The sequence below is a fragment of the Tolypothrix sp. PCC 7601 genome, from assembly GCF_025677855.1.
Lineage (GTDB): Bacteria > Cyanobacteriota > Cyanobacteriia > Cyanobacteriales > Nostocaceae > Aulosira > Aulosira diplosiphon.
Genome location: NZ_CP064879.1, coordinates 6,664,278 through 6,680,909 on the forward strand (window position 1 = coordinate 6,664,278; position 16,632 = coordinate 6,680,909).

Annotated in this window: 10 protein-coding genes and 1 tRNA gene; 9 read left to right on the forward strand and 2 right to left on the reverse strand. The window is 40.4% G+C overall.

Annotated elements, in window-relative coordinates; genetic code table 11:
• Positions 1–453: 453 nt before the first annotated feature.
• Together HG267_RS26910 and HG267_RS26915 are read right to left on the reverse strand one after the other, a co-directional pair.
• Positions 454–1,737 (reverse strand): DHH family phosphoesterase, encoded by a 1,284-nt coding sequence (locus tag HG267_RS26910; protein ID WP_045872290.1) that lies wholly within the window; start codon positions 1,735–1,737, stop codon positions 454–456.
• An 800-nt stretch (positions 1,738–2,537) separates the two neighbouring features.
• On the reverse strand, positions 2,538–3,035 hold the full coding sequence (locus tag HG267_RS26915) for an HNH endonuclease (protein ID WP_045872291.1): 498 nt from the start codon (positions 3,033–3,035) through the stop codon (positions 2,538–2,540).
• 469 nt (positions 3,036–3,504) lie between these two features.
• Here HG267_RS26915 and alr point away from each other — a divergent pair, with 469 nt between their 5' ends.
• From alr to HG267_RS26960, 9 genes are all read left to right on the forward strand, one after another.
• Positions 3,505–4,692: an alanine racemase gene (gene alr, locus HG267_RS26920; RefSeq protein ID WP_045872292.1), complete on the forward strand. Its 1,188-nt coding sequence runs from the start codon at positions 3,505–3,507 to the stop codon at positions 4,690–4,692.
• Between the two features lie 198 nt (positions 4,693–4,890).
• Positions 4,891–4,972, forward strand: a tRNA-Leu gene (locus HG267_RS26925).
• Positions 4,973–6,032: 1,060 nt separating this feature from the next.
• Positions 6,033–7,115: a response regulator gene (locus HG267_RS26930; protein ID WP_045872293.1), complete on the forward strand. Its 1,083-nt coding sequence runs from the start codon at positions 6,033–6,035 to the stop codon at positions 7,113–7,115.
• A 73-nt stretch (positions 7,116–7,188) separates the two neighbouring features.
• Positions 7,189–7,566 (forward strand): response regulator transcription factor, encoded by a 378-nt coding sequence (locus tag HG267_RS26935; protein ID WP_045872294.1) that lies wholly within the window; start codon positions 7,189–7,191, stop codon positions 7,564–7,566.
• A gap of 4 nt (positions 7,567–7,570) precedes the next feature.
• On the forward strand, positions 7,571–8,068 hold the full coding sequence (locus tag HG267_RS26940) for a chemotaxis protein CheW (protein ID WP_045872295.1): 498 nt from the start codon (positions 7,571–7,573) through the stop codon (positions 8,066–8,068).
• A 61-nt stretch (positions 8,069–8,129) separates the two neighbouring features.
• Positions 8,130–10,958 (forward strand): methyl-accepting chemotaxis protein, encoded by a 2,829-nt coding sequence (locus HG267_RS26945; protein ID WP_045872296.1) that lies wholly within the window; start codon positions 8,130–8,132, stop codon positions 10,956–10,958.
• 107 nt (positions 10,959–11,065) lie between these two features.
• Positions 11,066–14,140, forward strand: coding sequence for a response regulator (locus HG267_RS26950; protein ID WP_045872297.1), 3,075 nt, complete (start codon positions 11,066–11,068; stop codon positions 14,138–14,140).
• Between the two features lie 445 nt (positions 14,141–14,585).
• Positions 14,586–15,023, forward strand: coding sequence for a molybdopterin-binding protein (locus HG267_RS26955; protein WP_045872298.1), 438 nt, complete (start codon positions 14,586–14,588; stop codon positions 15,021–15,023).
• A gap of 914 nt (positions 15,024–15,937) precedes the next feature.
• Positions 15,938–16,516, forward strand: coding sequence for a Crp/Fnr family transcriptional regulator (locus tag HG267_RS26960; protein WP_411863263.1), 579 nt, complete (start codon positions 15,938–15,940; stop codon positions 16,514–16,516).
• The last annotated feature ends 116 nt before the right edge of the window (positions 16,517–16,632 follow it).

Consider the following 16,632-nt stretch of genomic DNA (forward strand, 5'->3'; position numbering starts at 1 on the left):
GTTTATACAAAATTTATATCTATAGAGTTTGTTATTTATTGGTTAATTGAGCAGCTATAAAACGGGTTGATGAATAAACCAAAGGAAGTTTCTTGTATTTTATGATGTAGTCACTGCTATATCCTTGTTTGTAAACGAGATGATAGCTGGTACCCACACTACTGTTAAATAGCACTTACTTAAGCAAAAGTTGCTGTCCATATCCCCGACTTTTTGGAAAAATCGGGGATATAAAACTCGCTAAAGTTAAGTGAGATTCCACCCTACTGTTAATTAAAATTTAAGACTTTGCAAATACCAATTTCCTTAATATTTAAGAAACTACAACTAGATAAAATGCCAAGAAATAAAAATTCCTTGGCTCAAGTTTAAATGTAATTAAAGATGAATAATCATCTTTTAGCCTAATTTAATCGGCATTACCTATCTACTAGTTAAACTTTATCTCCAGGCTTACTCTGATTGAATTGGGTTATCTTTCGGATTAACTAATTTCAGCAATTTCTGCTTGATTTGAGTGTCGAAAACTTCCCATTTCATTTTTGCGTAAGCGGAATTTTCGTTACCGCCAGATAAAAATCCCATAGGAATTTCAAAGCCGCCTGCACCTGTTCGTCCACCACCAAAAAAGCGCCCATTACTATCTTGTCCAAACGCTTCTTTGATGAATTCATCAGGGTCGAGAGTAAGTTTAGTGGTTCTCAAAGAACCAATAACTACTTCTAATTCATCATCTTCATCGTGGACAATACCGTAAACTACAGCAGTATGAACGTTTTCTTCCGTCACGAGAAAATCTGCTGCTTGGGGGATAGCATCGCGGTCATCATAACGTAAATAACCAACACCAGCGATGGAAAAGTTATTTTGTACGATGCGGTTTTTGAGCGCTCGCTCAATTACATCCATTACCCGCTTGGAACGATTCGCCTGTAAAATGGCGTTTAGCAACTGGGCATCATAAAATCGACTCAGATATGCAGCAGCCATAAAATCCTCTTCTTGTGCTTGCATCAGTCGATTTGTATCCGATCGCAAGCCATGCATCAAGGCTGTGGCACATTTAACGTGCTGATTGATGCTGCTATCTAAGGTCAGTAATCCTGATTGTAGGTACTGGGTGAAAATTGTTGCTGTTGCTCGTACATAAGGACGGACATCGATAAATTCTGGTTTGAGATCCGCCTGTACGCTGTGATGGTCAATAACTGCAACTAGCGGTATTCCTGCTTGCTGCACTGCTGACAAGAGTTGACTTGTGGTGCCTTGGTTATCAATTAAGATAAAACCTTGGTAGGATGACAAGTCTTTACTTTTGAGGTTTTGCAACGTCCAACGTTGAGCGGGGAGATTTGTGAGCTTGACTAGGGCAATGTTCTCTTGGTGGCTTAAAGTCCCAGCATAAATAATTTCACACTTGATATCGTACTGCTGGGCGATTAACTGGTATGCCCACGCACAAGAGAGGGCATCAGGGTCAGGAAAGTCTTGTAAGATGATCAGCTGACGCTCGTGTCGGTGCGCTAATAGGGTTTTTTGCAGTTCCTCTGACTTTTGAGACACCAGAGAATTATTACGCTGAATTAGATAAATACCTCCGTCACTTGCCGATGGTGGTAGGGAGGTTTTAGCAAATGGCACCTCAACAGGTACTGGGTCTATTTCAGCATCCTCTTGGTTCGGCTCTGTGGTCAATGATAAACTATCAAACTGCATCAAGGAAGAATTCGATTGCATAGGGAATGTTGTTGTAAGCGTGAGGCTCCATGAATTCGTTGGAAAATACTACAATCAGATGTTCACTGATTTCGCCACACATAATGATCTTCGCAAAAATATAGAGGCATAGCACTATATATCTCGGTCTATTTTTTATCAAAACAAACAGTCAGTGTCTACCAAGTTCTACTAGCCAAAATGAATAGCCTCTGGCAAACATCTTACTGAGTATTTTAAAAAACATTATCAAGATAATATATTTTTTTTCATCTTCTTTATTTTTCTCTTTTAAAGAGAAATAAACAGAACTTTTGATATTTATCACTGGGCTCATAGCTGACCTTGAAAAGCACCAAACTGATGGATGTCTAGACTTGTCGGTATGCAGCTTTTTTACCCAATAACTCCGCCAATCATATATTTTTAGTGCTTTTGTACATTTTGGGAATTGGTATTTGCTTGGTTACAGTTTTTACCTACTTTGGCGCTGGTATTGAGTGATGGGATAATTCTCAAGCTCCTGGTTTTATCCCTTATTTTTATTGTTAACGAAAAATGCCTTTTTCCGATTGACTTTCATAATTCTGCTAACTTCCCTCGCCGTCTTGCAGTTTATGAAGGCCATAAGGTAGAATAAGGCGCTTGCCGATACCCAAAAATATTTGAGCGCAGGCAAAACTCAACAAGAGTAATATGTTGAGCCGATGACAACACCATAACTCTCTGCTCTGAGACACATTAAGGTATACCCTAGGTAAGATGACACAAGAGCATTCCTAGGTTATAGTCCTAAATCGTGATAATTTAAATTCTGAAGCTCAAAGACCTATCACATATTTTTGCCACTCTTGGTGCAATCCACTCTTTAAATGCTTGCTCACCTCAAAGTAGAGGCTGCTGTATGGTTGGCGGGGAGGATGACGTAAAAGCATATGGGCTTCATGAGGCGTGCGACTGCCTTTTTTGACATTACAACGCACACAAGCTGTAACAATGTTCTCCCAACTATCTCCACCGCCACGCGATCGCGGGAGAACATGATCCAGAGTTAGCTCGTCCCCTGTGTAACCGCAATATTGGCAAGTATGACCATCGCGGTGCAAGATATTTCTTCGAGTCAGAGGAATTTCTTTATAGGGAACGCGCACATAATGACGCAACCGGATTACTGTTGGCAATGGAAAATCCGAGTACAGGAATTTACCGTTATGTTCAATGCGTTCTGCCTTGCCCTTAATTAACAAAACCGCAGCTCGTCGCCAACTTGTAATATTGAGCGGTTCGTAAGAGGCATTGAGGACTAAAACCTTACCCATTGATAAGCGCTCAAGGTATTAGTTTTACATATATTAACACAGATCTATAGTAGTTGGGTGATGAGAATAAATTATACTTTCGCCTTAATTGCCAGTTATAGCCGATAAATGTTCATATATAAACATCAATTAACATAACCCTACAATAGTCAGCTATCTCGGGTTAGCTGAGTGTGGAGATATGAGAATAGCCAGAGCAATGCTGACTGAAGTTAAGTAGCAAAAATTACTGATAACCGATAGCTAGTAACGAAGTTGCATTTTTGTAAACCATTATCTTTGGTCTACAAAATGAATTTTGCCAAAAATTACTACACAAGGCACACAAATTTACCATTGAGCGGTCTTGTGACAATTCCATAATCAAGGGTAAACTGCCTGATTAATCTGATTCATCTGCCCAAAGTTGAATACATAGATTATCTAGGTTATCTAGAAGCCTTGTATGGTGTGATAGGAGTAAGTAAATATGTTAAGTAGCAAACAAGTTACCCCAGTAGCCTCTGGGACGGGATGTGATACCTATGCTTGGTTGTGCCAACGTGCTTGGGTAGAAATTGATTTAGCAGCGTTATCGCAAAATGTCCGGCAATTAGTCAGCTTACTATCTTCACAGACTCAACTAATGGCAGTTGTCAAAGCTGATGCTTATGGACATGGTGCAGTTAGTGTTGCCAAAACAGCATTAGAATCAGGTGCTAGTTGGTTGGGAGTCGCTACAGTTCCCGAGGGGATTCAACTAAGAGAAGCAGGTATTAAAGCTCCCATATTAATATTAGGTGCTATCCAAACTCCCGAACAAATTCAGGCGATCGCCCAGTGGAAACTTCAACCCACATTGTGCAGCCCTAAGCAAGCTTTGGTATTTTCTAACACCCTAGAAGCAATACAACATAGTTCTCCTTTACCCGTACATATCAAATTAGATACGGGTATGTCTCGGTTAGGGACTAATTGGCAACAAACGGGTGAGTTTGTGCAGTTGGTAAAAAGTTTACCCCATCTGAGCATTGCTAGCATTTATTCTCACCTAGCAACAGCAGATGATCCAGACACTACGATCATGAAAGAACAGCATAGAAGATTTGAGGAAGCGATCGCTCAAATCAAAGCTATGGGAATTGAACCACCTTGTTTGCACTTGGCTAATTCCGCCGCCACTCTTGCAGATTCCAGCTTGCACTACAATATTGTGCGTGTTGGTTTAGCGGTTTACGGACTTTACCCCTCTGAGCATTTACAAAATACCATCAACCTCCAGCCAGTTTTGCAAGTCAAGGCACGTGTCACCCAAGTGAAAACTATTAGTGCTGGGACTGGTGTTAGCTACGGACATCAATTTATTGCCCCTCACGAACTCCGGATTGCAGTTGTGGGTATTGGTTACGCTGATGGTGTACCGCGTCATCTTTCCAACAATATGCAAGTGTTAATTCGTGGTCAGCGCATACCCCAAATTGGCACAATTACAATGGATCAGTTAATGGTTGATGTGAGTAGCATCCCTGATATCCAAGAGGGAGAAGTAGTTACATTATTAGGGCAACAGAGTAAAGAAAAAATCTCGGCTAACGATTGGGCAAAGAAATTAGATACTATTTCTTGGGAAATTCTTTGCGGGTTTAAGCATCGTTTACCTCGCGTATCAATGACTTAGTAATCAAAAAAGCAATTTATTTTGCAGGTGCGTTATCAGGCAAGGCATAACGCACCGCCAAGGGACTGCAAGAAGCTAGGTTAAAAATTATTAAGGTAACTTACGATATGTTAAGAAAATTAAAATTTTCTGTTCATCCCTTTTTCTGCTGCTAGCTATTCCCATAGAAAAATTGTTGTGCTATGATGTTTTACTAATGCGGATGTGGCGGAATTGGCAGACGCGCTAGATTTAGGTTCTAGTTCCGAGAGGAGTGAAGGTTCAAGTCCTTTCATCCGCATTTTAAATCAAAATCATCCTCTACCTAATAAGTGGTGAATATGACGACTATTAGGTATTTATGTGGTGATGCAATTACTAAAACGATAGGCGCTTGATGAATCCCCTAGAATAAAGGAGCAAGCGTCAATTTTTTTAGTATCGAAAACCCTGAATCATGACTTCAAGATGTTCATTCTATCTGGAAGCAATAGGATGGGGTTGGGGAAGAATCAGCTAATGAACGCTGAAGTTACACTCAGTCAAAAATAATTTACTGGCTATGGGCGAATCGGTTTAGAGAAACGAAGGGCAATTAGCTGACGAATAGTACGCCAAGTTGCCTTGGCGGGGTAAAGGGGAAAGGTTTTTGTCCCTTACCCTTTTCCCTTTAACCTTTCCCCAACCTCCACCTAACATTTTTGGGTTGGCAGACTACTAATACTCAATGCTCAAGTTAGCGACTGTTTTACCCTCTACCTTTCAAGCGGAAATTTTTCTTGCTAATTTCTGTAAAAAGCGCGTCTATAATTATTACTTTTGACCCTAAATATACTTAGATAAATTCAGGGGTGAGGGGTTTGACCCCTTTAATGATTTTGGCAGAGATATTGTGTTCCACATTAACAACTAAACAATCCAAGTAATTTATATTACTTTAAAATTAACTTACTGATGATTTAGTTAATAATAAACTGAGTTTTGAGATTGCTTTTTCAGTCGTGGAAATACTTAAAAATATTGGTAAATATTGGTAGCCCAAGGGTATTATTACCTTGAAAATCTCCACAAAGGTTACTTGGGTTTCAATGACTTCATCCACTCTTTAAATTTTATTTACTTATTATCCAGAGATGTCTGATAATCTCAGTATAAGTAAGTAAATTAACAATAAATTCACAATTGGTTGAGGCTTTATAATCGGAAAACAAAGCTACAGTTAAGTTTACCCAGAAAAGGGTATCGGTATTTTAGTATGTTATGCTACAAAGCACCAATATTTTATAGCTAAATTGGTATCTTAGAAAAACTATGTACAAGTTTAGCTGACACGTATTGAATTTAGCTGAAGTAAAAGCAAAATGAGCACAACTCCTATAGGTAGCTACAGGTTGTTCCAGAAACTACATCCGCTATCGCTGTTGGCGCAGCTAACCAGCCGCCATGCTACAGGATGCTTAAGAGTATATACGGAAACAATATCCTGGTCGATATATTTAACAGACGGTAAACTTACTTACGCCTCTCATTCAGATCAAGTTTTTGAAAGGCTAGATAATCACTTGCGGCGGTTGAGTCAGCAAATTCCTACCCTCAACAGTGCCACTCGGGTACAGATGCGGTTGATGTTTGAAGCAATGAGTGAAAATCAATCGATTTCCCACTCAGACTATCAAGCAATCTGCTGGTTGGTCGATCAAGATTATCTGACTGCTAGGCAAGCTGGAACCTTGATCGAGGATTTAGCTAAAGATGTGCTGGAACCGTTTTTAGCCCTCAAAGAAGGTAGTTACGAATTCAACTCAGAAGCTACCTTAGATGGATTGCCGAAGTTTTGTAGCTTGGATTTACGGTTAATAGTCGAACACTGCCAAAAGCAGATTAGAAATCGGCAAAATATTCAATCACAGTCACCCCTACCTCCTGCGGCTGGTGGTTCCTCAATGATGCCAGGAACACAGATGCCACCAGCGCAACCACAGTCTCCAATTCAGTTTGGGCAACAATTATCTAATCAAAACAATTTTGCACGTCCGGAAGAAAAAAAGAATACATTTGTCCAAAAACGTGTTACTAAAGGGCTGTATACAATTGCCTGTATTGATGATAGCCAGACTGTGCTAAATTCCATCAAACACTTTTTGGATGAAGAAACATTTTCTGTTGTGCTAATTAACGATCCAGTAAAAGCTTTAATGCAAATACTGCGAAGTAAACCAGATTTAATTCTACTAGACGTAGAAATGCCCAATTTAGATGGCTACGAGCTATGTTCTTTACTGCGGAGACATTCACAATTTAAGGATACACCGATTGTGATGGTAACAGGCAGAACAGGATTTATCGATAGAGCCAAGGCAAAAATGGTCAGATCTTCAGGTTATTTAACCAAACCTTTTACACAATCAGAACTACTAAAAATGGTTTTTAAACATATCGGTTAATTTCCTGAGGGGTCACGGATATCACGAGCATCCGATTTAGTAAAACCAATAACATTTTTAGGAGATTTTAGTAGTGAGTCTTACTTTGATTGGCACCATTCTGATTGTCGAAGATTCGCCCAGTGAATTGGAACTAATGAGTTATTATCTCACAGAAAGTGGCTACAACGTAATACCAGCTACTGGTGCCAAAGAAGCTTTACAAAAAGCATTATTACAACAACCAGACGTGATTGTTACTGATGTAGTTATGCCGGGTATGAGTGGATTTGAACTGTGTCGGTTTTTGAAAAAAAATCCGAGTACAGAAAAAGTTCCCATTGTAATTTGTAGTTCTAAAAATCAAGAAATCGACCGATTATGGGCAATGAGGCAAGGCGCTGATGCCTATATAACTAAACCATTTACGCGAGAGCAACTTTTACGTGCTATCAAATCAGTAGCAAATTGAATTCATGAATAGTGCAAAAAATATTATTCCTGTCAAAAACATTCCCAACAACTTAGGAGATGGCTACATTAAGTTCCAACTCAATCAACAGACGTCTGCTATTTTATCAATGAAGCACACGCAAGAAGCGATTATTGTGCCTGTTGAGTCTGTTACCTCAATGCCAAATATGCCTGCCTGTATACTAGGGCTAATGAATTGGCGGAGTCGCATCATCTGGGTGGTAGATCTACCGAGAATGCTCAATTTAGAATTTTTAGACAGTAGGCTGCGACAGTACAATGTCATCATTGTGCGGGTAGAATCGCTGCTTTTAGGCTTAATTGTGCAAGAAATCAAAGGTACAGCTAAGTTCTTAGCTGATGAAATTTGTTCTCCTGTAGGACAAGTAGCATCCAGTCTAGTACCTTATTTATGTGGATGTGTTGTCCAAGAACAAGAGGTACTGCTGGTATTAGATGCACAGGCTATTGTCCATTCTTCTATTCTCCGCAGTGATTAGGGTGCACTACTAAAAAAGGGATTTTTAGGGTTCTCATTCACACCAACAGGAGAATTAATTTATGTTTAATAAAACTGACACAGCTAAGAGTAATAATACTCAAAATGGTTCCTTGCCCATTTCATCGGCAAAACTTTCTAATAGTACAGTTAAACAATCAAATAAGTTGACTAATAAAACTGCAAATAGTTCTCCTTGGAATAAGGCAGTTACTTATTTTCACAGGCTAAGTTTAGGTACAAAGGCTACAGTGTTAGCGATCGCTATCGGTACTCTCCCGACTTTAGGTATTGGCGCGATCGCCTATAGCTTTGCGAATAAATCGATTTATAAGCAAATCACCCAAGCGCAAGAAGCAGAAACAGTTGGCTTACTAGACAAAGTCAACCGTTACATCTTGGGAAGATACGGAGATGTACAGCTACTCTCGGATCTACCTTTTTTGACAAATCCCCAACTCAGAGACAGCATATCTACTCAACAAAAACAATCACTTTTAGATCAAATTGTCAAGACTTACAAAGCTTATGACAGCATTGCTTTCTTTGATTTACAAGGAAATGTGATTGTCCAGTCTAGTGGTGAAACTCTAGAAAATCATCAAGACCGTCAGTATTTTAAAGACGCACTGAAACAAAATACAGCTGTTATTGGCCAACCGGAAATATCAAAAACTACTGGTGCTGTCAGTGTTCATATTGCTGCACCAGTAAAAGATGCAACAACGGGTCAAAACATTGGAGTAGTTAGGGCACGTCTACCCGTAAAAATGTTGGAAGAAACTATCAAAAACTATGCCTATACTGGGCATGAATATCATTTGCTAGATAAATCTGGAAAAATTTTTCTTGCCACACAAAACAATCAAGAAGGTAGAGATGCCAAAACAGATTTTCCTGGGTTAGGTCAACGGCAAGGAAAAAATAAAATAGATACTTTTATTACAGTTAACCAACTGGGTAAAAAACAGCAATTACTGACCTATGTACCTTCAATCAAAATTGCTGGATTACCAGATTTAAAATGGGATGCGATTATTGCTACTAATACGGAAATTACATTTGCACCCCAGAGAGAATTATTGTGGACGATCGCCATTGGTACGGCATTAACCGCCTTAATTGTCGCTGCGATCGCCGCTTGGTTAGCGAAACAATCCACAAAGCCCATTTTGAATGCCACAGAAGCGGTAAACAAGCTTGGTCAAGGTCAACTCAACACCCGTCTTGAAGTCCAAAGAGCAGACGAATTAGGCATACTGGGTACCAATATTAACCAAATGGCAGAACAATTGCAAGTATTATTGCGAGAACAAGAGCGAGAAGCCCAAAAAGCAAAAATCCTTGCAGATATTACCTTAGAAATTCGTAAAAATCTCAAAACTGAAGATATTTACGCTATAGCAGTTAACGAAGTCCAACAAGCACTGAAAGTAGACCGAGTCATCGTCTACCAGTTGAATCCAGACACTTGGGATGGCATTGTGGTGGCAGAAGCTGTGACTGGTGTTTGGCCGAGAATGATGGGAGTGCAGATTGACGATCCTTGTTTTCAGGAACGCCATGTACAACTTTATCGCGAAGGCAGAGTCAGAGCGATCGCTAATATTTATCAAGAGGCAGGTTTGCCGGAAGCAAATTGTTACATCGAAATTTTAGAGAAATTTGCCGTCCAAGGCAATTTAATTGCTCCCATTATCCTCCAAGATCAATTGAGAGGTTTGTTAATTGCTCATCATTGCGAAAGCCCCCGCAATTGGCAGCAATCAGAAATTGAGTTATTTACTCAAGTAGCAACTCAAATTGGTTATGCCCTAGAACAAGCCAAGCTACTAGAAGAACTAGAAAAAGCTAAATCTGCTGCTCAACAAGACACCAAAGAAGAACGGCAACAAAAAGAAGCATTGCAAATGCAACTTTTAGAATTGCTGAGTAACGTCGAAGGTGCTGCTAGAGGAGATTTAACAGTACGGGCTGATGTCACAGCTGGCGAAATTGGCACAGTTGCCGACTTTTTCAACTCGATTGTGGAAAACCTGCGGGAAATTGTCACCCAAGTCCAACAAGCTGCAGCCCAAGTAAATACAGCGATTGGCTCGAACGAAGGCGCTATCCGTCAGCTAGCAGAAGAAGCTATGAACCAAGCAGCCGAAATCAACCGGACTTTGGATGCAGTTGATCAAATGACTTATTCTATCCAAGCTGTGGCAGAAAACGCCCAGCAAGCCGCGATAATTGCTAACCATGCGGCTCACACTGCAACTAAGAGTGGGCAAGCAATGGATTTGACAGTGCAAAACATTCTTTCTCTGCGAGAAACCGTGGGTGAAACTGCCAAGAAAGTGAAGCGGTTAGGAGAATCTTCTCAACAAATTTCCCGCGTGGTGTCTTTGATTAACCAAATCGCCGTGCAAACTAACTTGCTAGCGATTAATGCGGGGATTGAAGCCGCACGTGCAGGTGAAGAAGGACAAGGGTTTGCTGTAGTTGCCGAAGAAGTAGGCGAACTAGCAGTTAGAAGCGCCGCCGCCACCCAAGAAATTGAACAAATTGTAGAAAATATCCAACGGGAAACCAGCGAAGTAGTGCAGGCGATGGAAGTAGGAACCACCCAAGTAGTGGAAGGTACGCGCATCGTTGAAGATGCAAAACAAAGCCTGGCGCAGATTTTGGATGTATCACGTCAAATTGACGAGCTAGTGCAGTCTATTTCCCTAGCAACTGCATCTCAGGTACAAACATCTCAAACTGTCAGTCACCTGATGAAAGAAATCGTGGCTGTGTCACAACGCACTAGCGATTCTTCCCGACTAGTTTCCCAATCTTTACAACAAACTGTGGAGATTTCCCAAGAGTTACAAGAAACTGTGGGAACCTTCAAAATCAGTTAGTTTTGGCACCATCAGTCATTGGTGAGCTAAAACCCAACTGAACAAATGACAAATATCACAATAAGTGCTCTACTAGGCGCGCATTAGCTTAACAACTAACCAAAATCATGTCACAGGACAAAGAACTGGAAATCCAGATGCAATTTCTGGAAGAAGCCACTGATTATCTCAATACCTTAGAAGCGGTATTGTTGGAAATCGACACTAGTAATCGCATCGATTTAGAAAAGATTAACGGGGCACTCCGAGCCGCTCATTCCATTAAAGGCGGGGCGGGAATGATGGGATTTCGCACGCTGAGTGATTTAGCCCATCGTCTAGAAGATTCCTTTAAAGTTTTAAAGACGCGCAAAAATTCTTTAGAAATTGACACCCAGCTACAAAGTTTACTGTTATCTGGGGTGGACTGGTTACGTCAAATCGTAGAATTGCTCTCCGAAGGCAATGTGATTGAAGAGCAATGGTTACAAACCTTTTGTTATCCGGTATTTGATGAATTGCACGAGCGTTTGGGCGATCCGGTGCCAGAAGACGCTACAAGTATGCTTTCCCCCGAAGATGGGCAAGATATTATACCCTTACTTTTTGAAACAGAAGTAGAAGGCTGTTTACAGCGTTTAGAAGCTGTAGTGGCAGACGAACAACAGCCTTGTTTACAAGAAGAAGTGGCAATTATGGCAGCTGAACTAGCAGGCTTAGGCGAAATGCTTCAGCTACCAGCGTTTACCCAGCTTTGCGAGTCAGTGACGCACCACTTAGAAGCTGCTAGCCCAAATCAAGTAGAAGAAATTACCAGATTAGCATTACAAGCATGGCGGCGATCGCAAGCTTTAGTGCTGACAAATCAACTCGATCAGTTACCGACAGAAATCAAAATCGGTGATTTAGCCTCTGCTCCAGCCCTGCATCCGGCAAATACGCAGCCATCTAAACAAGCTGCAATTGCGGAATTTTTCGCCACAGATTCAGCCGCAGCCCACTTGTTAGAAGCAGAAGTCTTCTCACCAGATTTTGTGGAATCAGAAGAAACTGAGGAAGCTTGGCCCGATGAAGATGATGCGATCGTTGCTGCTAGTTTTGAAACGTTAGATATTGAGTTTGCTAACGATTCCCCAGATACAGTTGAGGTTTCTGAGCCAAGCTTAGTCACTGCGAGAGAAATTTCCACCATAGATTACAGATTTCTTGAGCGCAAAGGCGAGTCAGTTGCTATCGGTAAAGACCGAGAAATTCAGGAAAATACAGTCCGAGTTCCCAGTAAGCAACTTGAACAAATTAATGATCTGTTTGGGGAATTAATTATTCAGCGCAATGGGCTGAATTTGCAATTGGAAAGGCTACGTAAACTCGTTCGTAACCTCAGCCAGCGTGTCCAAGGGCTAGAGCGAGAAAACCAGGAATTACGCGCCGCCTACGACAGAATTTCCACTCAAACTTTTAACGGCTCGGGAATGCGATCGCTTGCTGATGACAACCATCAAGCTGATGGCATCGAGACTAACTTTGATGTCCTCGAAATGGATCGCTATAACGAATTAAACCTGCTATCGCAGGAAGTTATGGAAACCATTGTTCAGGTACAAGAAGTTACCACCGATGTGCAGCTAAGTGTTGATGACACCGATCAAATTGCGCGGAAGCTGAACAAAACATCTAAGCAGTTACAAACAAAGCTGACCCAAGTAAGGATGCGCCCGCTATCAGATTTAGTCGAGCGTTTTCCGCGCGCTATCCGCGACTTGAATGTGGAATATGGCAAAAATGTCCAGTTAAAAATTGAAGGTGGTAATACCTTAATAGAACGTAGCATTTTAGAAGCTTTAAATGAGCCTTTAATGCACCTGTTAAGGAATGCCTTCGATCATGGTATTGAAGATCCAGCCACCCGCAGCAGCATCGGTAAATTAGAACAAGGCTTAATTGAAATTAAAGCCACCCACCGTAGAGACCGCACAATTATTACCATCCGTGATGATGGTCGGGGTATTTCTCTAGAAAAAATTCGCGCCCGCGCCTTAGCGATGGGCTTAGATGCTTCACTATTAGCTAGTGCTAGCGATGAAGAACTGTTATCACTAATTTTTGAGCCAGGGTTTACCACCTCCGACCATGTGACCGCACTTTCCGGTCGTGGTGTGGGTATGGATGTGGTACGCAACAAACTCAAACAAGTCCGAGGTGATATCAAAGTTGATACCGAACTCGGAGTAGGAACTACCTTTACCCTATCTGTACCATTTACACTTTCAGTTGCACGCGTGCTGTTAGTGGAAAGCAACCGAATGCTGTTAGCATTCCCTACAGATGTAGTTTCAGAAATCTTCTTACTGCAAAATGAACAAGTGTTTGCGATCGCAGGTAGTGAAGTGATCAATTGGCAAGGTACGATGCTACCTTTAATTCGCCTGAGTAGACACCTAGAGTTTAATGGCCCCCGTTATAATAGCCCTGATTTAGAAACTCCCCCAGCAATCAATGCTAGTTGTGTATTAATTGTGAAAAGCGGTAATCAGCCAATGGCTGTACAACTAGACCGTTGTTGGGGTGAACAAGAAGTTGCGATTCGCCAAGTTGAGGGTAACATTCCTTTACCAGACGGTTTTAGTAACTGTACGATTCTGGGTGATGGTCGGGTAGTAGCATTGGTCAATGCCAATGAATTACTGTATAAAGTTGTTACAAATCAACGCAGCTCCAAAAATAATCAATTACCATCAGCTCGATTAAAAACTGCCTTTTTGATATCTGGTGAAGACAAACCAGTAGGATCATCTGTTGTTAATCAAAAAAGCACGATTTTGATTGTCGATGATTCGATTAATGTTCGCCGCTTTTTAGCCTTGACTTTAGAAAAAGGTGGATATCAAGTAGAACAAGCAAAAGATGGACAAGATGCTTTAGATAAACTTCAGAGTGGCTTACAAGTTCAAGCAGTAATTTGCGATATTGAAATGCCTCGTCTTGATGGTTATGGGTTTTTAGGTCGGATTAAATCCCACGATGATATGAAAAATATTCCCATTGCTATGTTGACCTCTCGTAGTAGCGATAAACATCGCCAATTAGCAATGCAGTTAGGTGCCAGAGCCTATTTCTCTAAACCTTATAACGAACAAGAATTGCTCCGCACGTTACATCAAATAATTTATTCAACTAATGGTAATGGCACATCAAACAATTAAATTTATAATTTGCCGTGATTAATGGTTACTGTCAGTTTCTCCCTGTCAGTTGTGGTAAATAACTCACAACTGGCAAGTTATCCAATTTTATTTGCTTGATGATCGGGTTTTGTTTAATTAATCTTTCTAAATATTTTTTGGCAATCTCAGAAATTACTTTTGCTGATTGCAATCTAATTAATCACATAGATAAACTCAGGAATTATACTAATATATTAGTATAATTTTTTACATTAATACTGGAGTATAGCGGCGATCGCACTTTCCCAGTTCTTCAATATTTCTATCTGATATGAGTAACAAACACAAGTCACAAGAAATATTGACTTTGGTTTATTTTATTTTTATTCGGCTCAACTTATTCTAGGGTGTTCTATTTCGGAGGATTTCCCTTGGTAGGATCGTAGCATGATCAAAAGTAGCTACCAACTAAATTGGTAAAAATATGCCTAGAAAAGAACAAGGATGGGTAACATTTCAAACCTCAGAAGAAGAACGCAAAATACTGGAAGAGTTTTGTAATCAGTCTCAACGTACCAAGACAGAAATTTTAAGAGAGTTGGTACGTGGGCTGAATAAATACTCTTCACCAGCGGTAGCGTCACCAACTCAGCAGGATGTTATACCAAATGCTTATACACCTGGGATAGAAATTAGTAGTTCAAAGAAACCTTTAAAAGTTAGCTCACGCAATATTCTCAAAGGCGTTGTTAAAAAGGTGGTTACTGGAGCAGTTAATACAGAAGTAACCCTAGAGATTGTTCATAAAGTAGAGTTAACTTCTATGATTACCAGAGTCTCAGCAGAGGAACTAGATTTAACTGAGGGAACAGAAGCCTACGCAGTAATTAAGTCTAACGATATTGTGATTGCTAGAGAATAATTAGCTACCTTGGGCACTAGAAACTGCGGATGAGACAGCAGAGGCAGCAGAGGTAGAGCAGGAGAGCAGAGGGGACAAGGAGACTAACTTTTAATCAGGGAATTTGCTGTTTCCTCTTAACTATTACCCATTTTTAATTACCACACTCATGTAAATTTACATTGAGTGTTTTTTTATACTAGCTATCGCACTTGTACAAATACAGATTGATATAGAAGAGTATAAGCAAATACAGTTCAGTTCAGAAAATTAATTGATCACAAAACCAAAAAACTAATTACTCAACAAAAAAACCGAACAATAATTTTGGAGGGGGTTTGGGGGACGCAACCGTCACCCAATCGGGGGTTTGGGGGATTCTCCCCCAATTGAGCTGGCTTCTTTAATAAGTGACAAATCAATCCCTAGTGAACTTAACTGAACTGTATTGGAGTATAAGCTACTATTGCAAATATTTTCATAATATGCATACTATCTTGTAAATAATTTTTATAAATTTCGCCCCATCTCCTAAGAAAGGCATAGGTATTGATTTACTTGAGTGTCATGGGTAACTAGACAATCACTATGGTTATCCCCACTATCCCCAATACTTGTCGCTTAAGGGCAAAAGGGGAAGGGGAAAAGGGGCAAGAAAAAACCTTTAACCCTTACCCTTTCTCCTGCACAGACGCTACGCGTAGCTTGCTTAAGCGCAGGGGTACACCTTTTCCCAAACCAAATTCCAACTTGAAAATCCTTAACCGAGCAGTATTGCCACTATCCCGATATTTACACATAGATGATATCTGTGATAAATCTGCCTTTGCTGCTGTAACTGCAAGTATTAATTTAATCTAAGTCAATTCTTGCATCTGAGATAATTCCGATCAGTACTCAAGCAACTACACACTTTTTTCTACCAAGATGTACTTATGATGTCTTCCGCCAACTTGTCGTATAACTCTGTTCTCAAAGAACAAATACCTCATCGCTTATTTACAAAGCGCGAAATGATACCACCACGTAACGATATATTGTGGCGAATCGAACGTGGTGCAGTTCGTACCTTAACCTGGAGTGAAGACGGAACATTTATTACTTTAGGTTATTGGGGGTCTGGTGATTTAATCGGTTCTCCATTGTCTAAAGTTAAACCTTACCAAATTGAATGTTTGACTAGTGTAGAAGTAAGTATTGTGCCACCTCATCTCTGGTATCAAGATGTGGAGGCGTTACTTTCTCACATTCAACAGGCAGAAGAACTGCTAAGTATAGTGCATTGTAAACCGATGTATCTGCGGTTGTGGCAATTTTTGGTGTGGTTAAGTACAAAATTTGGTCGTGATGTAGAAGAGGGTACACTAATAGACTTAAATGCCACTCATCAAGAAATGGCAGAGGTACTAAATACAACTAGAGTAACGGTAACGCGACTGTTACAGCAGTTTGAAGAGGAAGGATTGCTTTTACGTCAAAAACGTCAAATTATTTTGCGTTTACTCAACAAATGAATCAAAAAATTATGTCTCTATTTTGGTGGTTGACTAATATCAACCACCAATAAAAACAGTAGAATTGTGGCTGGCTGGCTGGTGTAAATAACCTGAAAAACAAAGAGTTTCAGGAA

Bases quoted from the DNA above. Each gene is read 5' to 3' on its own strand.
- HG267_RS26945 (WP_045872296.1), top strand. From the start codon at position 8,130: ATGTTTAATAAAACTGACACAGCTAAGAGTAATAATACTCAAAATGGT.
- HG267_RS26940 (WP_045872295.1), top strand. From the start codon at position 7,571: ATGAATAGTGCAAAAAATATTATTCCTGTCAAAAACATTCCCAACAAC.
- HG267_RS26950 (WP_045872297.1), top strand. From the start codon at position 11,066: ATGTCACAGGACAAAGAACTGGAAATCCAGATGCAATTTCTGGAAGAA.
- HG267_RS26955 (WP_045872298.1), top strand. From the start codon at position 14,586: ATGCCTAGAAAAGAACAAGGATGGGTAACATTTCAAACCTCAGAAGAA.
- HG267_RS26960 (WP_411863263.1), top strand. From the start codon at position 15,938: ATGATGTCTTCCGCCAACTTGTCGTATAACTCTGTTCTCAAAGAACAA.
- HG267_RS26915 (WP_045872291.1), bottom strand. From the start codon at position 3,035: ATGGGTAAGGTTTTAGTCCTCAATGCCTCTTACGAACCGCTCAATATT.
- alr (WP_045872292.1), top strand. From the start codon at position 3,505: ATGTTAAGTAGCAAACAAGTTACCCCAGTAGCCTCTGGGACGGGATGT.
- HG267_RS26930 (WP_045872293.1), top strand. From the start codon at position 6,033: ATGAGCACAACTCCTATAGGTAGCTACAGGTTGTTCCAGAAACTACAT.
- HG267_RS26910 (WP_045872290.1), bottom strand. From the start codon at position 1,737: ATGCAATCGAATTCTTCCTTGATGCAGTTTGATAGTTTATCATTGACC.